Genomic DNA, 16,150 nt, shown 5'->3' with positions numbered 1-16,150 from the left:
CGGCTATCACGCTGAAAAGTTCTTGTCGCTCGTCGCTCGTCGCTTGTCACTTAATTTAGCGCATAGTGCTAAATTAAAGTCTTTTCAGCGCCAACTTAATAACCTGTTCCACCGGTGCATCCGGCTCTTCTTTCAATATTGCCAAAACTACCTTTTGTGATGGTGCCTGTGCAAATCCCAACATTGTTAATGCTGCAATAGCTTCTTCCTGCACCTGTGCATTAGCAGCAGATAGCATTCCGCCAAGACTTCCTATCGAACTTCCTGAGGTTGCGGCACCTGTCTTGATTTTATCTTTCAAATCTACAATCACCCGTTGAGCTGTTTTTAGTCCGATACCTTTCACTGTCTTCAGTAAATTGGCATTTTCAGTACTGATAACATTCACCAGTTCTGCCGGTGAAAGTGCTGAAAGTATCATTCGTGCAGTATTGCCGCCAATGCCCGAAACGGAAATCAGTAACAAGAATAATTCACGCTCTTGTTTATCTGCAAAGCCGTAAAGGATGTATGCATCCTCACGTATAGCCTCGTAGATATACAGTTTACACTCTTTTTTGCTTTGGATGGCAGCATACGTATTTAATGAAATATTAACGGCATATCCCAATCCGTTACAGTCGATAACTGCGGTTGCCGGGCTGAGCTCGGCAAGTCCGCCTCTAATGTATTCTATCATAATACTTACTATAACGCATGCGCGCGAAGAATATTGTGTTTCTTCATTACAGACTCAGAAGAGTTTCAGGGAACTTTTTCCTTTGGAAATTGTTTTAGAGTGGTAAGTTATTGAAGGTACATAAGTTTGAAAGAAGTCTTAATAAAGAAAAAACTCTGTGGAACACTGAATCGTTTTGTGGTTAAATTGAATGAAAATGATTACTTTTGTGCCGATAAAATAGAAAACTGATAAATAAATTCAATAAAAGAATGAAAAAAGTAAGAGCAGCCATTGTTGGCTATGGCAATATCGGGCAATACGTGCTCGAAGCGTTGCAAGCGGCTCCCGACTTTGAAATTGCCGGCGTAGTACGCCGCACTGGAGCTGAAAACCGTCCCGCAGAACTGAGTGAATACCCTGTTGTAAAGAATATCAAGGAATTGGAAGGTGTTGATGTTGCAATTCTTTGCACGCCAACCCGCAGTGTAGAGAATTATGCTAAAGAAATCCTTGCACTTGGCATCAATACGGTTGACAGCTTCGATATCCATACCGGTATTGTCGATTTGCGTCGCACGCTGTCTGCTTCTGCAAAAGAACATAAAGCAGTTTCTATTATTTCTGCAGGTTGGGACCCGGGAAGCGACTCTATCGTACGTACCCTGTTGGAAGCTATTGCTCCGAAAGGAATTACTTATACAAACTTTGGTCCGGGAATGAGTATGGGACATACAGTAGCTGTAAAAGCTATTGATGGTGTAAAGGCTGCTCTTTCCATGACTATTCCTACCGGAACAGGTATTCACCGTCGCATGGTTTATATCGAATTGAAAGACGGTTATGAGTTTGATAAAGTGTCTGCTGCCATCAAAGCAGATCCATACTTTGTGAATGACGAGACACATGTGAAATTAGTTCCCAGCGTAGATGCTTTGCTTGACATGGGACATGGTGTAAACCTCACTCGTAAAGGTGTTTCCGGTAAAACTCAGAATCAATTGTTTGAGTTCAATATGCGCATTAATAATCCTGCACTAACTGCTCAGGTATTGGTTTGTGTAGCTCGCGCTTCCATGCGTCAACAACCTGGTTGTTACACTATGGTAGAGGTTCCGGTTATTGATCTTTTGCCGGGAGATCGTGAAGAGTGGATCGGACACTTAGTGTAAGAAAATGAGACTGGGGAATACTCTCCGGTCTTTTTCTTCTTATATCTGATATCATAATTATCATAATTTTAAGACTCACATGTCAAAGCTGCAAGACAAAATCCTTGCTCTCTCTTCCGATCTTGAAGCATTGCTGAAAAGCACTGTTGCCGGAAAAAGATGTAAGGTTTTGGAAGAAATTTCAGATGAACTGGACGAGTTGATATATAGTATCAACAAGCGTTATTTAGAAGATAATTATCGGGCTATGAAGCGGTTCTACCTGAAGAAAATGAAACGCTTCGAGCATGAATACCATTATGAGGATGAGAATGGTAAGGATAACATTAGTGATTATCGTTGTACTTGTCCCACTGTACTCTTTGAGAAGATGGATGGGTTTATGGAGGATGACTCTTTTTCTGGAATAGGCGTTAATTTCGATGAAGAAGGGGGATTCAGCTATTCATTAGAGCCGGATAGACAGTTCACGCATAGTATCTCAAATATTTATTATCTTTTGCCGAATGAAGAAGGTACCTATAAGTGGGAGCTTGAGATTGACTTCCCTGATAATCATGAAAATTCTCGTCCACTGTATGATGCATTGATGATGCAGCCACTTATACAGGAACACCTTGTGGACGGATTTGGACGTATGAAGATGAAGGTTAAGTTGCCTCGTGACGTTGCTTTTGACGTACTGTACTGCCTAACGGATACTACTTATCGGATGTTGGTGAAAGAATAGTATTCTCATCTGTCGTTATGTGGTAATACAATACAAAAGAAGCTGAATCAGTAATGATTCAGCTTCTTTTGTATTGTATTACTAGAACAGGAACCGTAGAATATCATTAAAGTTTGCCCAAAGCAGCAATCCGAATAGCAGGAACATACCCACCATTTGCGCACGCTCCATAAATTTATCACTTGGTTTGCGACGAGCCACAATCTCATAAATAAGGAATAGTACATGTCCGCCATCCAGTGCCGGAATAGGCAAAATATTCATGAAGGCGAGGATAATAGAAAGGAATGCTGTCATGTACCAGAACTGATGCCAATCCCATGTAGCAGGGAAGATGCTTCCGATAGTTCCGAAGCCACCCAATTGCTTGGCGCCCTCTTTAGAGAAGAGATATTTCATCTGTCCTACATAGCCTTTCAGAGTTTGTACTCCCAATGCTGCACCAGCGGGGAAAGAGGCTAGAAAACTATATTCTTTCTTTACAACCGGCAGTAACTGATTGGTTGCCGTACGTGCTACTACACCTATCTCATAGATTGAATCTGTAGCAAAAGTTATAGTATCTATTACTCCGGCACGTGCATAAGTCAATGTGATATTATGAGAAGCCGAATCCGCTTTCTGACGGCGTAACATCTCTTCTTTGAAATCGAAATAAGCAATGTTCTTTCCGTCCAATTGCATAATACTGTCACCCGCTTGCAGGCCGGCAAGGGCAGCAGGACGGTTGGCACAAATACTATCAATAACATATGGATAGCGGAATGAGGCAAAACGTACACTGTCTGCCAGCAGACGCTCCATAAAATTCTCAGGAATATAAACGGATACCTCTTGCCCATCACGGCGTACTGTTACTTGGCGGGCATCGACAACGCTTGTCAGCATATCACCACCGTAACGTTCAAAGGGTACACCATCAGCAGATATCAGTACGTCACCGTCACGGAAACCGATAGCTTTTGCCGTTTCGTTGAATTCCATACCCAACGGAGCTTTTTGTACCGGTACGTATTCATCTCCCCAAGTAAAAAGTATCATAGAATAGATGAATAATGCCAATATGAAATTGAACAATACACCACCTATCATGATTAACAACCGTTGCCATGCCGGTTTGGCCCGGAACTCCCACGGTTGCATTGGCTGTTGCATCTGTTCGGTATCCATAGACTCATCTATCATACCTGCTATCTTTACATAACCACCTAACGGCAGCCAACCAATACCATATTCCGTATCACTATTTTTCGGCTTGAACTTGAACAGGGTAAACCAAGGGTCGAAGAACAAACAAAACTTTTCTACCCGTGTCTTGAAAAGACGGGCGAAGAGGAAGTGCCCTCCCTCATGAACGATAACGAGCAACGAAAGGCTCATAATGAGTTGCAGGGCACGAATCAAAAATGTTTCCATCTAATAATTTTTCTATTTTACTATTAACTACTATTTACTATTCTTATCCTCCTCTTCCCGGGAGGAGGAGTACCCCGCCCTTCGGGCACCCCTCCTCCGAGGAAGAGGGGAATTGAGATACTCTATTTATACCTGTACGATTTATTTTATCAACTCTTGTGCAATACGGCGTGTCATCGCATCCGTAGCTACATAGTCTTCATATTCCGGTTTTGCCACAAATGATACGATAGACATTGCTCTCTCTATCACGTCACTCATGCCGAGGAATGAAATCTCATCCCGCAGGAAAGCGGCAACTACCACTTCATTGGCTGCATTTACGATACAAGGCATATTTCCGCCTTTATGCAAAGCTTCGTAAGCCAAAGCCAGATTACGGAAACGGGTGGTATCCGGTTGTTCGAATGTCAGGTTTGTGCACATCTTGAAATCTAACCGGGGAAATGAAGCCTTCAAGCGTTGCGGATAAGAGAATGCATACTGAATAGGCAGACGCATATCCGGCATACCCAATTGTGCCTTTACTGCACCGTCTTCAAACTGCACCATCGAATGTATAATAGATTGCGGATGTACTACCACTTCAATCTGATCCGGACGTACACCGAATAACCATTTTGCTTCTATCACCTCGAACCCTTTGTTCATCATTGAAGCGGAATCAATCGTGATCTTCGCTCCCATATCCCAATTAGGATGTTTCAAGGCTTGGGCTTTGGTTACCGTAGCCAGTTGCTCCATTGTGCAATTGCGGAACGGACCACCGGATGCCGTAAGGATCACCTTCTCTATCGGATTGCCGAGTTCCCCCGCTAAACATTGGAAAACGGCTGAATGTTCGGAATCTACCGGTAATATAGGTGTACCGGATAGGCGTGCCATATCGTTAATCAGCTCACCTGCCACAACAAGCGTCTCCTTGTTGGCAAGAGCGATAGGCTTACGGGCACGAATAGCATTCATGGTTGGTTTCAGTCCGGCATAACCTACCATCGCGGTCAGTACGATGTCAATTTCCGAGTCTTCCACAATCTGGCAGATAGCATCCGTTCCTGCATATACTTTGATAGGCAGGTCGGCGAGGGCTTCTTTCAGTTGGGCATATTTCGTTTCGTTGGCTATAACTACCGCTTCAGGCTTGAATTTCCGAGCCTGAGCAATGAGTTCTTCTACACGGTTGTTGGCGGTCAGCACATACGCTTCGTACTGGTCGGATTGTTCTTCAATCACCTGTAATGCCTGCGTACCTATGGAGCCGGTAGAACCGAGTATAGCAATTTGTTTTTTCATTTATCTATCACTTAAAATACAATATATTGTTCCGGATTCACCGCCCGTCCTTTGTGCCATAACTCAAAGTGCAGGTGAGGACCGGTTGTCAGTTGTCCGCTGTTTCCTACCAAAGCAATAGCCTCTCCGGCCTGTACAGTGTCTCCTTCACGTTTCAATAAGGAACTGCAATGCTTATATACGGATATAAAGTCTTGATTATGTTGTACTTCTATCACATACCCTGTTTCGGCCGTATAAGTACTCAAGATAACTGTACCATCCAGCGTAGCAAGTACGCTCTCTCCGGGATTGGCGGCGATATCCGTACCGTAATGTTTTCTGTCAGCATCAAATTTTTCTGTAATCATCCCTCGCGTGGGACGATAAAATATCAATCCTTCTATGTCCGGGCGGGCTGTAATGCTTGTCAGATTATACTTTTCTGTTTCTTCATATTGTTTCCGGAACTCCGCTTCCCGCTGTGTGCGTTCCATCAACGAGTCTTCGCGTACGGTAGTCAGTGAGTCCATATTGTGCACAGTATCTACCCGTATGGTCCCACTGAAAATATCCTGTATATTCATGATATACAAATTCTGGCGATCTACCAACTGTTGAAGTGAATCTACTCGTAAAGCATTCTCTACCACTTGGGCACGGATTTCACTGTTCATATATCCCGGCAAGTAGTTACGCAACGGAGTGAAAGCAATGATAACTGAGGCAACCAGAAATAAAACAGTCAGCACAGAAAGTAATACCGAGATGCCGTTTAGCTTGGATACACGGAGACCAACTACTTCTTCGAGTGTATTCTCGTTGATGATAGTCAGCTTATATTTGAATTTGATATTACTCCAGAATGCTTTATGTCGTTTCTTTTTCACCATATGCGTTTATCACTTTATCGCCCTATCGCTTTATCACTCATATTACACTTCCTCTGTTTCATCCAAAGCCAGCAATCCTTCGGGTAAATCCATTGTGATTACTTTGTGCTTTTGGTCAATGTTCAGGATGAATTCTTCTTGTGCAGGAATCAGTAACTCTTCTCCCTGATGATCAACTACAAACAAGGTGTTGATGGTTGCAGTATCCACCTCTGTCACTTCTCCCAAGTCTCCGTGGTTAACTTCTTCTACGTGGAAACCTACAAAGAAATCCCAGGTTAGTTCTCCCGGTCCGGCATCTTCGGCATGTTTGGCAGGAAAATAAACTTCCACGTTGGTGAACATCCGTGCACGTTCTGCCGTGTCTACTCCTTCCAGCTTTACCAATGCAGTGGAGTCGGAGCGGAAACGGTATTCCTCCAGGAAGAAAGGTACGAAAATACCATCCAACAGGCAGATCAGGTATTCAGCTTCCACCCGGTCAAAAATGTCATCGGTGAATGTGAATGACAACTCACCGTGAATGCCGTGCGGTTTGTTGAATACTCCTATCTTATATACATCTTCTCTTTTTATCATCTTATCATCCTACCATTCTTAATCATCTTCTACCATCCCATATCATATTCTCGTAATTCTTGCTCCGATAGCATTCAGGCGTCTTTCAATATCCTGATACCCTCGGTCTATTTGTTCAATGTTGTGGATACGACTGCTTCCTTCCGCACTCATGGCGGCAATCAGCAATGCAATACCGGCACGAATATCAGGTGAAGTCATATTCCCGCCTCGCAGACGCATGGCATGGTTATGGCCAATGACGACGGCACGGTGAGGATCGCAAAGAATAATCTGTGCTCCCATATCTATTAGTTTATCCACGAAGAACAGGCGACTTTCGAACATCTTCTGATGGATAAGCACGCTGCCTTTTGCCTGAGTGGCAACTACGAGCATTACACTCAGCAAGTCCGGCGTCAGGCCCGGCCAGGGAGCATCGGCAATAGTCATAATGGAACCATCTATGAACGACTCTATCTGATACGTTTCCTGTGCAGGAACATAGATATCGTCTCCCTGTTGTTCTAGTTTGATGCCCAGACGGCGGAAACTTTCAGGGATGATGCCCAGGTTTTCATAAGAAACATTCTTGATGGTGAGCTCACTTTGCGTCATGGCTGCCATACCGATAAAACTGCCGACTTCGATCATATCGGGAAGTATCGTATGTTCGGTACCGTGTAGTTCGTCCACTCCTTCAATGGTCAACAGATTGGAGGCAATGCCTTGTATCTTGGCGCCCATACGATTCAGCATCTTGCAAAGTTGTTGCAGATACGGTTCGCAGGCAGCATTATAAATCGTGGTTGTTCCTTTGGCCAGTACAGCTGCCATCACGATGTTGGCAGTTCCGGTTACCGAAGCTTCGTCCAGCAACATGTAGGTGCCTTTCAGTTCGCAAGCTGAAATCTCATACGCTTCGCGTTCTGCGTTGTACGAGAAATCTGCACCCAGGTTCTGTATACCGATAAAGTGGGTATCCAGACGTCTGCGTCCTATCTTGTCCCCACCCGGTTTTGATATCATCGCTTTATGGAAGCGTGCCACCATCGGGCCGATTAACATAACCGAACCTCGCAGACTGGAACATTTCTTCAGGAATTCATCACTTTCCAGATAACTCAAATCTAGCTTTTCAGCTTTGAAACAATACGTATCAAGCCCTTTTCTGGATACCGTAACGCCCATGTCACGCATCAATTGAATGAGATTGTTGACGTCCAGTATATCCGGAATGTTATGTACGGTCACCTCTTCGGCTGTCAGCAGCGTGGCGCAGATAATCTGCAATACCTCGTTTTTTGCGCCTTGCGGATGAATCTCGCCGGATAATCTGTGTCCTCCTTCAATTACGAATGATGCCATAAATTGGGATTTATGACTTATGATTTATAATTTATGATTTATGAACGGACCTGCCGCTTATAAATCATAAATCTGAAATCATAAATCTATTAGTACTTTCTCTTATTATTCCGGTTATCTCTCCGGTTATTCTGATTGTTTACTTTCGGACGGTAGTTCTGATTAATACGTTCAGCCATCAGTTTGATGATGCTATCCGTCATCTGCAATTTGCCACCCGAATATTCATTAAGATCTTCTGCAATCTTGCGGTCGTCTACCGTATCCTTGTTCCAGGTCATGTAGTCTTTCTTCATGTGGTTGCAGATCAAGGCAATCAGATTCTGCTTTTCATCTCCTTCGGGAAAGTCAATTGCTTTCTTTATCAATACTTCCAGTGTACGGCCATAGTGGCGGTAACGGATTTTGGTACTGGGATAGGGAATCACTTCCGGGCGGGTATTCAAATTATCTTTGCGGATAATTTCGTAAGGGTAATCAATGTCCAGTTTGAAGTCGGACATGATAGCCAGATGATCCCATAGTTTATGTTTAAAATCGGGTACATCACGCAGATGCGGGAACATATTACCCATAATGTTGATAATGGTGTTTGCGCAACGTTGGCGTTCAGCACGGTCTTCGATTGTCAACGCATGGCTAACCATATTTTGGATGCTGCGTCCGTATTCCGGCAAAGGCATCCGCTTTTGTTGAGTGTTATATTGCATATATTATAAAAGTTTTTTCGGTTGGGAAGCTACAAACTCTTTCAGGTAGAATGGTTCAAAATAAGCTACATCCTTAAAGTCGTTTTCGGCTATTGCTTTTTCAGCAAGTGGGAACATCATCTTTGCCAGCGGACGAATATCGTCAATGAAGTGCGCATTGGGATGAGTTATCTTATCTTTGCACTTGGCGGCTCCGTCTCCAAAGAAATAAACGGGATGTTGATCCAGAAATTCCGTATAAGAGTTTTCGTCTACAATGTCAGCGGCTATGTCGCGCACAGGTTTCAAGGCACGGTCGTAGATGGCAGCATATACCTCCATGCGGCGTGCATCGATCATCGGGCATAGCAATGCGTCTTCGGGCAATTCATCATGATAAAGCAATACCGGTACGCATTGCACCTTCAATGTCGGAAGACCGATCAGCGGAATATTACGTCCGTAACAAACTCCTTTCGCCATAGATACGCCGATACGCAGTCCGGTGTAAGAACCCGGTCCGCAACTCACCGCCACTGCATCAATCGGCATGGCATGACTGTCGGCAAACGACAGAGCTTCGTCTATAAATACTCCCAGCAGAGCGGCATGAGACGGGCCGTTCAGGTCTTCTTTGTTAAATACATTTTGTCCATCTTCACTCACAGCAACGGAGCATGCCGAGGTGGACGTTTCAATATGTAAGATACACGACATAGTCTTTTGTTAGTTTAATTGTGGCAAATTTACAGGTTTATTTTCAGATACACAAGCGAATCCAAAAAGGGTTCGGTATCTTTCTTACAGCATAATTGGCAGGTTTTTAGATTATTTCTATCTTTGCTGTCTGATTTTAGGAATAAACGCTGAATTCGTTAACATAAAATAACCGGCACAAGGAGGTCGTTGTATCTGTAATTATGATCGTAGCTATTATTATTGTACTTTTTATTTTGGTGGTGATTTCGATGTACAACTCATTGGTGAGAAAGAGAAATCAGATAGAAAATGCTTTTTCCACTATCGATGTCATGTTAAAACGCCGCTTCGATTTGATACCCAATCTGGTTGCAACCGTTCAGCAATATGCCAAGCATGAAGCTGATACATTTGCTGCAATAACGGAAATGCGCAACAAGACTTACACTTCTCTTAATGACAGCGAAAAGGCGGAGTTTGACAAAATGTTTTCCAAAGTGCGTACTCAATTCTTTGCAGTGGCGGAGAACTATCCCGAACTAAAAGCTTCTGAAAATTTCCTGCAATTGCAGCGTTCGCTCAATGAAACGGAAGAACAGCTGGCAGCTGCCCGCCGCACTTACAATGCCTCTGTAACCGATTACAATAATGCTGTCCAGACTTTCCCTACAAATCTGTTGGCAGGTATGTTTGGCTTTACAAGAAAAGCGGTGCTGACAATTCCGGAAGCAGAACGTGCAACTCCGGATGTAAAGAACTTGTTCAATTCATAAAATAGCCGGCAATGGATTATGTAGATTTTGACTCTCTGGCGCAGAAACTGGCCCCCACATTGCAAGTTCTGGAAAATAAACGTAAGGAACTCCTGAGGAAAGGGCGTTCAGAGGGTTTGATTTATGCTGCTATTTTTCTGGTAGTAGGAGTGATCGCTTTGTTAATACTTAAATTGGAAGGGATCTTTGGTCCGATAGTCATTGTTGTTATTTCTGTTATCATTCTTATTACTTGTATCAATAATAAGTCGAAAATATTCTCCTCTTTTTATAAAGAAGAAGTGGTAGATGAAATAATCCATGCCTTTTGTCCGAATGCGACCTATTCTCCGAATGACGGAGTGGGTGAGGATCTTTTTAGAAATAGCGGACTGTTTACTTCTCCCGACCGTTATCATGCCGAAGATCTGATAGAAGGATGTCTGGATAAAACCAGCTTTATCTGTTCCGAAGTACATGCTGAAGAGCGTAGGGCTCGTTCTACCAAGAATGGAGTGCAATATTATTGGGAAGATATTTTCAAAGGATTTCTTTTCATTGCTGACTTCCATAAGGAATTTCAGGGAGAAACGACTGTTTTGCGGGATAGCTTTTTCAAAATTAAGATGGGGGCTTCAAGAGTGAAAATGGAAAATCCCGATTTTGAAAAAGTCTTTGATGTCTTTTCCACGAACCAGATTGAGGCCCGCTATCTGATTACCCCTTCCATGATGGAAAGAATGTTGAAGTTGGACAGCAATTTCAAGAAAGGAGTTACCATCAGTTTCCGGAATTCTACGATTCTGGTCGCCATTCCGGATTCAAAGAACCGGTTTGAAGCGGATGTGTGGAGTTCTTTGAATGATATGAGCATCCTTAAATCGGACTTTGCAGTGCTTCAATCCTTGCTGGAAATTGTAGATGAACTGAACTTGAACACACGTATTTGGAGTAAAGAGTAAGCGATAAACACATCACTTATTTCTTGAATAATTTTCACTAATGAAAATATTCATGTAATTTTGCGGAAAACTAAAGAATCTTATGATACAATCCATGACCGGATACGGTAAAGCGACCGCTGAACTGTCCGATAAGAAAATCAATGTAGAAATCAAATCGCTCAATAGTAAAGCGATGGATCTGTCAACCCGCATCGCTCCCCTCTACCGGGAAAAAGAAATAGAAATCCGTAACGAAATTGCTAAGGCACTGGAACGTGGTAAAGTGGATTTCAGTCTGTGGATTGATAAAAAAGATGCCTGTGAACTGGTTACTCCCATTAATCAGGATGTGGTAGTGGCGTATTACGAACGGATTCGCACCATCTCCGAAACGACAGGCATCCCTGCACCTGAAGACTGGTTCTCTACTTTGCTCCGCATGCCGGACGTGATGACAAAGAACGATATTCAGGAACTGAGCGAGGAAGAATGGAAAGCTGTTCATGCCACTGTGCTTCAGGCCATTCGGAACCTTGTTGATTTCCGTATACAGGAAGGCGCGGCTTTAGAGAAGAAATTCCGCGAAAAGATTTCCAACATTGCCAAGTTGCTGACTTCTGTTGATCCGTACGAAAAAGAGCGTGTAGAGAAAATCAAAGAACGCATCACGGATGCTTTGGAAAAGACCATCAGCGTGGACTATGACAAGAACCGTCTGGAGCAGGAACTCATCTACTACATTGAGAAACTGGATATCAACGAAGAAAAACAACGTCTGAGCAACCACTTGAAATACTTCATCAATACTATGGAGGATGGAAGCGGGCAAGGTAAGAAGTTGGGTTTCATTGCCCAGGAAATGGGACGTGAAATTAATACGTTGGGAAGCAAGTCCAATCATGCCGAGATGCAGAAGATTGTAGTGCAGATGAAGGATGAGCTGGAGCAAATCAAAGAACAGGTATTGAACGTGATGTAATTACTATTTCAATATGGCTAAACTTATTATCTTCTCAGCCCCTTCAGGGTCAGGGAAATCAACCATTATCAACTATTTGTTGGAGCAGAACCTGAATCTGGCTTTTTCTTGTTCCGCTACCAGTCGTCCGCCACGCGGAACAGAACAGCATGGAGTGGAGTACTTCTTTCTTTCTCCCGAAGAATTCCGTACCCGCATTGCCAATGATGAGTTCCTGGAATATGAAGAAGTGTATAAAGACCGTTATTACGGTACATTGAAGTCTCAGGTAGAAGCTCAGTTGGCTGCCGGACAAAATGTGGTTTTTGATGTGGACGTTGTAGGTGGCTGCAATATAAAGAAGTTTTATGGTGACCGTGCCCTGTCAGTATTCATTCAGCCTCCTTCGGTAGAGGAACTTCGTAAACGTCTGATAGGACGTGGAACGGATGCTCCCGAAGTGATAGAAGCCCGCGTAGCCAAGGCGGAATATGAACTGACGTTTGCCCCTAAGTTCGATAAAGTCATTGTAAATGATGATTTGGAGAAGGCAAAGGCGGAAGCTTTGCAGGTAATTACAGAGTTTTTATCCGAATAATTGGCTCCTATGTATAACCCGAAGCCTGTTTCTCCCAAACAAAACAAAGCATTGTTGATCCTCAACGTTCTCCTGGCACTTGTTTCTCTTGTGTCAGGGTTGATTGCTTTGTATTACCTGCAATGGACAATCATTATTGGTATGTCTGTGGTACTGCTTTCAAGCTGCATCAATGTTTATACTTGCTGGAAACGTATGAAAATAAAAGAATGAAAACGGGTATCTTCAGTGGCTCCTTCAATCCGGTACACATCGGACACCTTGCCCTCGCCAATTATCTTTGCGAGTATGAAGGGTTGGATGAAGTGTGGTTTCTCGTAACCCCTCATAATCCGTTGAAGGAAGAAGATGAATTGATGGATGATACCTTCCGTTTGAAGTTGGTTCAACTTGCCATTGCGGGGTATCCCAAGTTTAAAGCTTCTGATATTGAGTTTAATCTGCCCCGTCCGTCCTATACCATCCATACATTGGATAAACTGAAAGAAACCTATCCCGACCGGGAATTTCATTTGATTATTGGTTCGGACAACTGGGTGCTTTTTCCCCGCTGGTATCAGTCGGAGCGTATTCTTGCTGAAAACCATATTCTTGTGTACCCCCGTCCCGGTTATCCGGTTTCTTCCGATTCCCTTTCGAAGAATGTAAAAGTAGCTTCTTCGCCTACTTTCGAAATCAGCTCTACCTTTATTCGCCGGGCGATGGAGGAAGGGAAAGATGTTCGTTACTTCCTCCATCCTGCGGTCTACGAGGCGCTTTCATTCAGGTTTCCTCGGTAAAAGAGACCGATTATCACTGATTTTTTATATAAACCACTGAACGTCCTCCACCCCGTTTGCGGATAATGCCTTCTGCCAGATATTCCTGCAAATCACTACTGGCACGGCGGTCCGTTATATTCGTCAGGCGGGAGTACTCGGCGCGTGTGATGCAGATGTTTGCTTCCAGGAATTTCAGCATCATTTCTTTTCTTTTTTCCGGGGCTACTGCCGGTTTCTTTGTTGCCATCTTCTTGTCCAGTCTTTCCAAATGCATTTGATACCTCACGTATTTTTTAAATTCTTTGCTTGGACGGAACTTCACCGTTTCGAACCGTACGGATTCGGCACGGATATCTTTCTTGTTCATAGCGGGCCGTGTGCATTTCAGTGTAGTGCTGAAGTAGCCCAACTCGTCAAATTCCACATTGTAGCCTTCGGCAAGCCAGTCGCCCAGCGCATTGCTGATGGCTTGCATGATGCCTACTATCATAGCGTGCGGCATGTGCTGTTCCTTCATCACCCGTTCCTGAAATTCTTTTGCCGTAATGGTGCCTTTGGAGTGTACGCGTGCGTGCAGTGGTTTCTTCTTGCCTTCGCCACTGGGGTCCGGTGTTTCGTAGAGGTCATAAAAAGTACTCATATATACATTGTTTTAAGAGGTTTATACTTCCGTAGAAACAAACTGGCACCGGAACCGCAAGAAACTAATGTCGGATGTGCTACGAACTAATATCTCAGATACTAAAAAATATTCATACTACAAATATAGTAGTTTCTTACAATAATTGTTCTATTCTCTTACAATAATTATAGAATTATCTTACAACAATTGATGTATGAATAATTTTTAGGCAACAAATTATTAGTTCCTTGCGGTGCGGGGATTAGTTTTTAGTAAGGATGGTATTAGTTTTATTAAGGTATCAAGGCTTGGCTCTTGCTGGCCAGATTTACTACGCTTTCTTCTGTTTTCTGGTTTATTCTGTTTACTTTTGCAAAAGATTATTTAAACATGCTTATAACAACATTTGCTATAATTTGTCAAACCGAAAATGAGAAAAAGGTAATAAACCAAGTGAGTGCATGAAACCCAAAAGAAACAGGATATTTTGTCGTGATTGATAAAGAAAAAGGTTTATGCTTTAATGCAAAGAATTTAAAATTCACTTAATACATTTGCAAATCCTCCTATTAATTTGTTCCTTTGTAAAAGAGAGTTTTAAATAATATGCAAATGGAACATTCTATAGATGATAATAAAGTGAAGTATATTAACTTCTGTGTTAATGCTTTTGCCAGGCAGTATGACATGTCATTGCTGGAATCATTCAATTATCTGGAACGATATGGAGGGGTGGCTTTTCTGGATGAATGTTATGCGGCAGAACATTTGTTATCTATAGAAGATGCTGTTAGGGATTTGAGTATTATATGTAAAAATAATGGAGGAAAGTTGGAATGATATTATATCATGGGACATATATAGATATTCATTCTATTGATTTAGATAGATGTATGCCTTACAAGGATTTTGGAAAAGGATTCTATCTCACTGATATTGAACAGCAGGCAAAGGATATGGCTATTCGTAAGTCGAGATTTGTTCCTAAAAGTTCCCCATGTGTGCTGAAGTATGGATTTGATGAGAACTATTTGAAGGATGGGACGCTTCAAGTGAAGGTTTTTGAAGGCCCTACGGAAGAATGGGCACAATTTATTATATCAAATCGATATAATCCTGCGAATAAGGTTATACATGATTATGATGTTGTGATAGGCCCTATAGCTGATGATGGAGTGGCTTTGCAAATAGGGCTGTTTAGGGATGGATTTATAGATTTAGCGGCATTGACTAAAGCTTTAGAATATAAGAAACTGAATAAACAGTATTATTTCGGCACCGTAAAGGCTATTAATTTACTAAAGAAGATATGAGTACGAAAGAGTATTTGGTGCAAAGCATCGTCAGTCAGATGGTTATTTATCTGATGGATGAATTCCGTTGGGATATGATAACCGCTATGAAAGCTATATATCATTCGGAACTTTTCAGGAAATTGGATGATGCGGAAATTGGACTCTATACACAAAGTCCCAAGTATGTGTATTGTTATTTGAAGAAAGAACTGCTTACAGGGAAATATATTTGAGGAGATATTTTGATATGAAAACAAAGTATGAAATATTTGATTTTATACATACTTATTGTTACGAATCTCCATAATAATTTCATCTACAATAAGCATCACTGAAAGTGCATAGTTCGGTTTCAGGGTCATGCAGACGGTTGCAAACTGTTGATGTATAGAAAACATCCAAAGCACGTAATGGAGAAATCTCCAGCTTTTCGGAAAGTCGCATTACGATTCCTCCGATTTTGTTCCACATAAGAAGGTCACTCAACATATATTTTTCTTTTGAATTAGTGATTTATTCCAGCTTTCTTTTCCCAAATATTCAATGTTTTCAGGATATCTTCTGTCACATATTCCCTGCTTTGGGTATGAAGGACATCATAAAATTCTCAAATATAGTTCTCAATCAGATTGATGCGCTTCATGCGCAAATACATTTCTGATGCCGGACATCCAATAGCACGGGCAGCGGACTCGATGCATGAGGATGCAAATATCGTTTTTAATTCTTCTTCTGTTACTGGCATAATATATTAAAGAATAAAGC

The 16,150-nt window shown here is 42.4% G+C and carries 22 protein-coding genes and 1 pseudogene; 11 read left to right on the top strand and 12 right to left on the bottom strand.

What is annotated here, in order from left to right:
- Window positions 1-73 precede the first annotated feature (73 nt).
- On the bottom strand, window positions 74-679 hold the full coding sequence (gene ruvA / locus K6V21_RS25440) for a Holliday junction branch migration protein RuvA (RefSeq protein ID WP_224320310.1): 606 nt from the start codon (window positions 677-679) through the stop codon (window positions 74-76).
- A 251-nt stretch (window positions 680-930) separates the two neighbouring features.
- Between ruvA and K6V21_RS25435 the strand changes: the two genes are divergently transcribed.
- Window positions 931-1,830 (top strand): diaminopimelate dehydrogenase, encoded by a 900-nt coding sequence (locus K6V21_RS25435; protein ID WP_217715335.1) that lies wholly within the window; start codon window positions 931-933, stop codon window positions 1,828-1,830.
- A gap of 79 nt (window positions 1,831-1,909) precedes the next feature.
- The gene (locus tag K6V21_RS25430) at window positions 1,910-2,560 is read left to right on the top strand and encodes a hypothetical protein (protein WP_224320309.1); all 651 of its coding nucleotides are present in this window, start codon (window positions 1,910-1,912) and stop codon (window positions 2,558-2,560) included.
- A gap of 81 nt (window positions 2,561-2,641) precedes the next feature.
- On the opposite strand, the gene rseP is transcribed toward K6V21_RS25430, so the two are convergent.
- The 7 genes from rseP to tsaB form a co-directional block, all read right to left on the bottom strand.
- On the bottom strand, window positions 2,642-3,976 hold the full coding sequence (rseP, locus tag K6V21_RS25425) for an RIP metalloprotease RseP (RefSeq protein WP_224320308.1): 1,335 nt from the start codon (window positions 3,974-3,976) through the stop codon (window positions 2,642-2,644).
- A gap of 141 nt (window positions 3,977-4,117) precedes the next feature.
- Window positions 4,118-5,269: a 1-deoxy-D-xylulose-5-phosphate reductoisomerase gene (locus K6V21_RS25420; RefSeq protein WP_224320307.1), complete on the bottom strand. Its 1,152-nt coding sequence runs from the start codon at window positions 5,267-5,269 to the stop codon at window positions 4,118-4,120.
- An 11-nt stretch (window positions 5,270-5,280) separates the two neighbouring features.
- Window positions 5,281-6,141 (bottom strand): M23 family metallopeptidase, encoded by an 861-nt coding sequence (locus tag K6V21_RS25415; RefSeq protein ID WP_007667822.1) that lies wholly within the window; start codon window positions 6,139-6,141, stop codon window positions 5,281-5,283.
- A gap of 42 nt (window positions 6,142-6,183) precedes the next feature.
- Window positions 6,184-6,720, bottom strand: coding sequence for a ribosome maturation factor RimM (rimM, locus tag K6V21_RS25410; RefSeq protein ID WP_224320306.1), 537 nt, complete (start codon window positions 6,718-6,720; stop codon window positions 6,184-6,186).
- 42 nt (window positions 6,721-6,762) lie between these two features.
- Window positions 6,763-8,067, bottom strand: coding sequence for a UDP-N-acetylglucosamine 1-carboxyvinyltransferase (gene murA / locus K6V21_RS25405; RefSeq protein WP_118464194.1), 1,305 nt, complete (start codon window positions 8,065-8,067; stop codon window positions 6,763-6,765).
- A gap of 89 nt (window positions 8,068-8,156) precedes the next feature.
- Window positions 8,157-8,777 carry a DUF4290 domain-containing protein gene (locus K6V21_RS25400; RefSeq protein ID WP_224320305.1) on the bottom strand — a complete coding sequence of 207 codons (621 nt, stop codon included), beginning with the start codon at window positions 8,775-8,777 and terminating at the stop codon, window positions 8,157-8,159.
- Window positions 8,778-8,780: 3 nt separating this feature from the next.
- Complete coding sequence (tsaB, locus tag K6V21_RS25395) at window positions 8,781-9,473, bottom strand: tRNA (adenosine(37)-N6)-threonylcarbamoyltransferase complex dimerization subunit type 1 TsaB (RefSeq protein ID WP_022210863.1); 693 nt, start codon at window positions 9,471-9,473, stop codon at window positions 8,781-8,783.
- Between the two features lie 203 nt (window positions 9,474-9,676).
- Between tsaB and K6V21_RS25390 the strand changes: the two genes are divergently transcribed.
- The 6 genes from K6V21_RS25390 to nadD all read left to right on the top strand — a co-directional run bounded on the left by K6V21_RS25390 (window position 9,677) and on the right by nadD (window position 13,486).
- Entirely contained in the window at window positions 9,677-10,228 is a 552-nt protein-coding gene (locus tag K6V21_RS25390) for a LemA family protein (RefSeq protein WP_118296668.1), read from the top strand.
- Between the two features lie 11 nt (window positions 10,229-10,239).
- On the top strand, window positions 10,240-11,169 hold the full coding sequence (locus K6V21_RS25385) for a DUF3137 domain-containing protein (RefSeq protein WP_224320304.1): 930 nt from the start codon (window positions 10,240-10,242) through the stop codon (window positions 11,167-11,169).
- A gap of 82 nt (window positions 11,170-11,251) precedes the next feature.
- Complete coding sequence (locus tag K6V21_RS25380) at window positions 11,252-12,130, top strand: YicC/YloC family endoribonuclease (RefSeq protein WP_224320303.1); 879 nt, start codon at window positions 11,252-11,254, stop codon at window positions 12,128-12,130.
- 13 nt (window positions 12,131-12,143) lie between these two features.
- On the top strand, window positions 12,144-12,707 hold the full coding sequence (gene gmk, locus K6V21_RS25375; protein ID WP_224320302.1) for a guanylate kinase: 564 nt from the start codon (window positions 12,144-12,146) through the stop codon (window positions 12,705-12,707).
- Window positions 12,708-12,716: 9 nt separating this feature from the next.
- On the top strand, window positions 12,717-12,920 hold the full coding sequence (locus K6V21_RS25370; protein WP_217715340.1) for a hypothetical protein: 204 nt from the start codon (window positions 12,717-12,719) through the stop codon (window positions 12,918-12,920).
- Window positions 12,917-13,486: a nicotinate (nicotinamide) nucleotide adenylyltransferase gene (gene nadD / locus K6V21_RS25365; protein WP_224320301.1), complete on the top strand. Its 570-nt coding sequence runs from the start codon at window positions 12,917-12,919 to the stop codon at window positions 13,484-13,486. The genes K6V21_RS25370 and nadD overlap by 4 nt, the downstream gene beginning before the upstream one ends.
- A gap of 13 nt (window positions 13,487-13,499) precedes the next feature.
- On the opposite strand, the gene K6V21_RS25360 is transcribed toward nadD, so the two are convergent.
- Window positions 13,500-14,108 (bottom strand): HU family DNA-binding protein, encoded by a 609-nt coding sequence (locus K6V21_RS25360; RefSeq protein ID WP_224320300.1) that lies wholly within the window; start codon window positions 14,106-14,108, stop codon window positions 13,500-13,502.
- Window positions 14,109-14,702: 594 nt separating this feature from the next.
- Here K6V21_RS25360 and K6V21_RS25355 point away from each other — a divergent pair.
- From K6V21_RS25355 to K6V21_RS25345, 3 genes are read left to right on the top strand one after another with little or no spacing between them, the layout of a single operon-like run.
- Entirely contained in the window at window positions 14,703-14,930 is a 228-nt protein-coding gene (locus tag K6V21_RS25355) for a DUF3791 domain-containing protein (RefSeq protein ID WP_224320299.1), read from the top strand.
- A 53-nt stretch (window positions 14,931-14,983) separates the two neighbouring features.
- Window positions 14,984-15,403 carry a DUF3990 domain-containing protein gene (locus tag K6V21_RS25350; protein ID WP_254883045.1) on the top strand — a complete coding sequence of 140 codons (420 nt, stop codon included), beginning with the start codon at window positions 14,984-14,986 and terminating at the stop codon, window positions 15,401-15,403.
- Window positions 15,400-15,618, top strand: a complete 219-nt coding sequence (locus K6V21_RS25345; RefSeq protein WP_217715345.1) for a hypothetical protein — start codon at window positions 15,400-15,402, stop codon at window positions 15,616-15,618. The genes K6V21_RS25350 and K6V21_RS25345 overlap by 4 nt, the downstream gene beginning before the upstream one ends.
- Window positions 15,619-15,697: 79 nt before the next feature.
- Here K6V21_RS25345 and K6V21_RS25340 read toward each other — a convergent pair whose 3' ends face one another.
- The 3 genes and pseudogenes from K6V21_RS25340 to K6V21_RS26790 form a co-directional block, all read right to left on the bottom strand.
- Window positions 15,698-15,856: a DUF3791 domain-containing protein gene (locus tag K6V21_RS25340; protein ID WP_224320298.1), complete on the bottom strand. Its 159-nt coding sequence runs from the start codon at window positions 15,854-15,856 to the stop codon at window positions 15,698-15,700.
- A gap of 34 nt (window positions 15,857-15,890) precedes the next feature.
- Window positions 15,891-15,986 (bottom strand): annotated as a pseudogene (locus tag K6V21_RS26795) (DUF3791 domain-containing protein); the annotation flags it as partial.
- Window positions 15,987-15,992: 6 nt separating this feature from the next.
- Complete coding sequence (locus tag K6V21_RS26790; protein ID WP_309493863.1) at window positions 15,993-16,130, bottom strand: hypothetical protein; 138 nt, start codon at window positions 16,128-16,130, stop codon at window positions 15,993-15,995.
- Window positions 16,131-16,150 lie beyond the last annotated feature (20 nt).

The sequence above is a fragment of the Bacteroides cellulosilyticus genome (assembly GCF_020091405.1).
Classification (GTDB): Bacteria; Bacteroidota; Bacteroidia; order Bacteroidales; family Bacteroidaceae; genus Bacteroides.
The sequence above is the reverse complement of the archived record's forward strand: the minus strand, read 5'-3'. Positions and strand labels throughout refer to the sequence as shown.

What these genes read in the sequence shown, in the direction of transcription:
- K6V21_RS25430 (WP_224320309.1), top strand. Translation starts at nt 1,910, where the DNA reads ATGTCAAAGCTGCAAGACAAAATCCTTGCTCTCTCTTCCGATCTTGAA.
- K6V21_RS25415 (WP_007667822.1), bottom strand. Translation starts at nt 6,141, where the DNA reads ATGGTGAAAAAGAAACGACATAAAGCATTCTGGAGTAATATCAAATTC.
- K6V21_RS25435 (WP_217715335.1), top strand. Translation starts at nt 931, where the DNA reads ATGAAAAAAGTAAGAGCAGCCATTGTTGGCTATGGCAATATCGGGCAA.
- rseP (WP_224320308.1), bottom strand. Translation starts at nt 3,976, where the DNA reads ATGGAAACATTTTTGATTCGTGCCCTGCAACTCATTATGAGCCTTTCG.
- nadD (WP_224320301.1), top strand. Translation starts at nt 12,917, where the DNA reads ATGAAAACGGGTATCTTCAGTGGCTCCTTCAATCCGGTACACATCGGA.
- K6V21_RS25380 (WP_224320303.1), top strand. Translation starts at nt 11,252, where the DNA reads ATGATACAATCCATGACCGGATACGGTAAAGCGACCGCTGAACTGTCC.
- K6V21_RS26790 (WP_309493863.1), bottom strand. Translation starts at nt 16,130, where the DNA reads ATGCCAGTAACAGAAGAAGAATTAAAAACGATATTTGCATCCTCATGC.
- K6V21_RS25340 (WP_224320298.1), bottom strand. Translation starts at nt 15,856, where the DNA reads ATGTGGAACAAAATCGGAGGAATCGTAATGCGACTTTCCGAAAAGCTG.
- K6V21_RS25400 (WP_224320305.1), bottom strand. Translation starts at nt 8,777, where the DNA reads ATGCAATATAACACTCAACAAAAGCGGATGCCTTTGCCGGAATACGGA.
- K6V21_RS25390 (WP_118296668.1), top strand. Translation starts at nt 9,677, where the DNA reads ATGATCGTAGCTATTATTATTGTACTTTTTATTTTGGTGGTGATTTCG.
- K6V21_RS25345 (WP_217715345.1), top strand. Translation starts at nt 15,400, where the DNA reads ATGAGTACGAAAGAGTATTTGGTGCAAAGCATCGTCAGTCAGATGGTT.
- K6V21_RS25350 (WP_254883045.1), top strand. Translation starts at nt 14,984, where the DNA reads ATGCCTTACAAGGATTTTGGAAAAGGATTCTATCTCACTGATATTGAA.
- gmk (WP_224320302.1), top strand. Translation starts at nt 12,144, where the DNA reads ATGGCTAAACTTATTATCTTCTCAGCCCCTTCAGGGTCAGGGAAATCA.
- K6V21_RS25420 (WP_224320307.1), bottom strand. Translation starts at nt 5,269, where the DNA reads ATGAAAAAACAAATTGCTATACTCGGTTCTACCGGCTCCATAGGTACG.
- rimM (WP_224320306.1), bottom strand. Translation starts at nt 6,720, where the DNA reads ATGATAAAAAGAGAAGATGTATATAAGATAGGAGTATTCAACAAACCG.
- K6V21_RS25355 (WP_224320299.1), top strand. Translation starts at nt 14,703, where the DNA reads ATGGAACATTCTATAGATGATAATAAAGTGAAGTATATTAACTTCTGT.
- ruvA (WP_224320310.1), bottom strand. Translation starts at nt 679, where the DNA reads ATGATAGAATACATTAGAGGCGGACTTGCCGAGCTCAGCCCGGCAACC.
- K6V21_RS25385 (WP_224320304.1), top strand. Translation starts at nt 10,240, where the DNA reads ATGGATTATGTAGATTTTGACTCTCTGGCGCAGAAACTGGCCCCCACA.
- murA (WP_118464194.1), bottom strand. Translation starts at nt 8,067, where the DNA reads ATGGCATCATTCGTAATTGAAGGAGGACACAGATTATCCGGCGAGATT.
- K6V21_RS25370 (WP_217715340.1), top strand. Translation starts at nt 12,717, where the DNA reads ATGTATAACCCGAAGCCTGTTTCTCCCAAACAAAACAAAGCATTGTTG.
- K6V21_RS25360 (WP_224320300.1), bottom strand. Translation starts at nt 14,108, where the DNA reads ATGAGTACTTTTTATGACCTCTACGAAACACCGGACCCCAGTGGCGAA.
- tsaB (WP_022210863.1), bottom strand. Translation starts at nt 9,473, where the DNA reads ATGTCGTGTATCTTACATATTGAAACGTCCACCTCGGCATGCTCCGTT.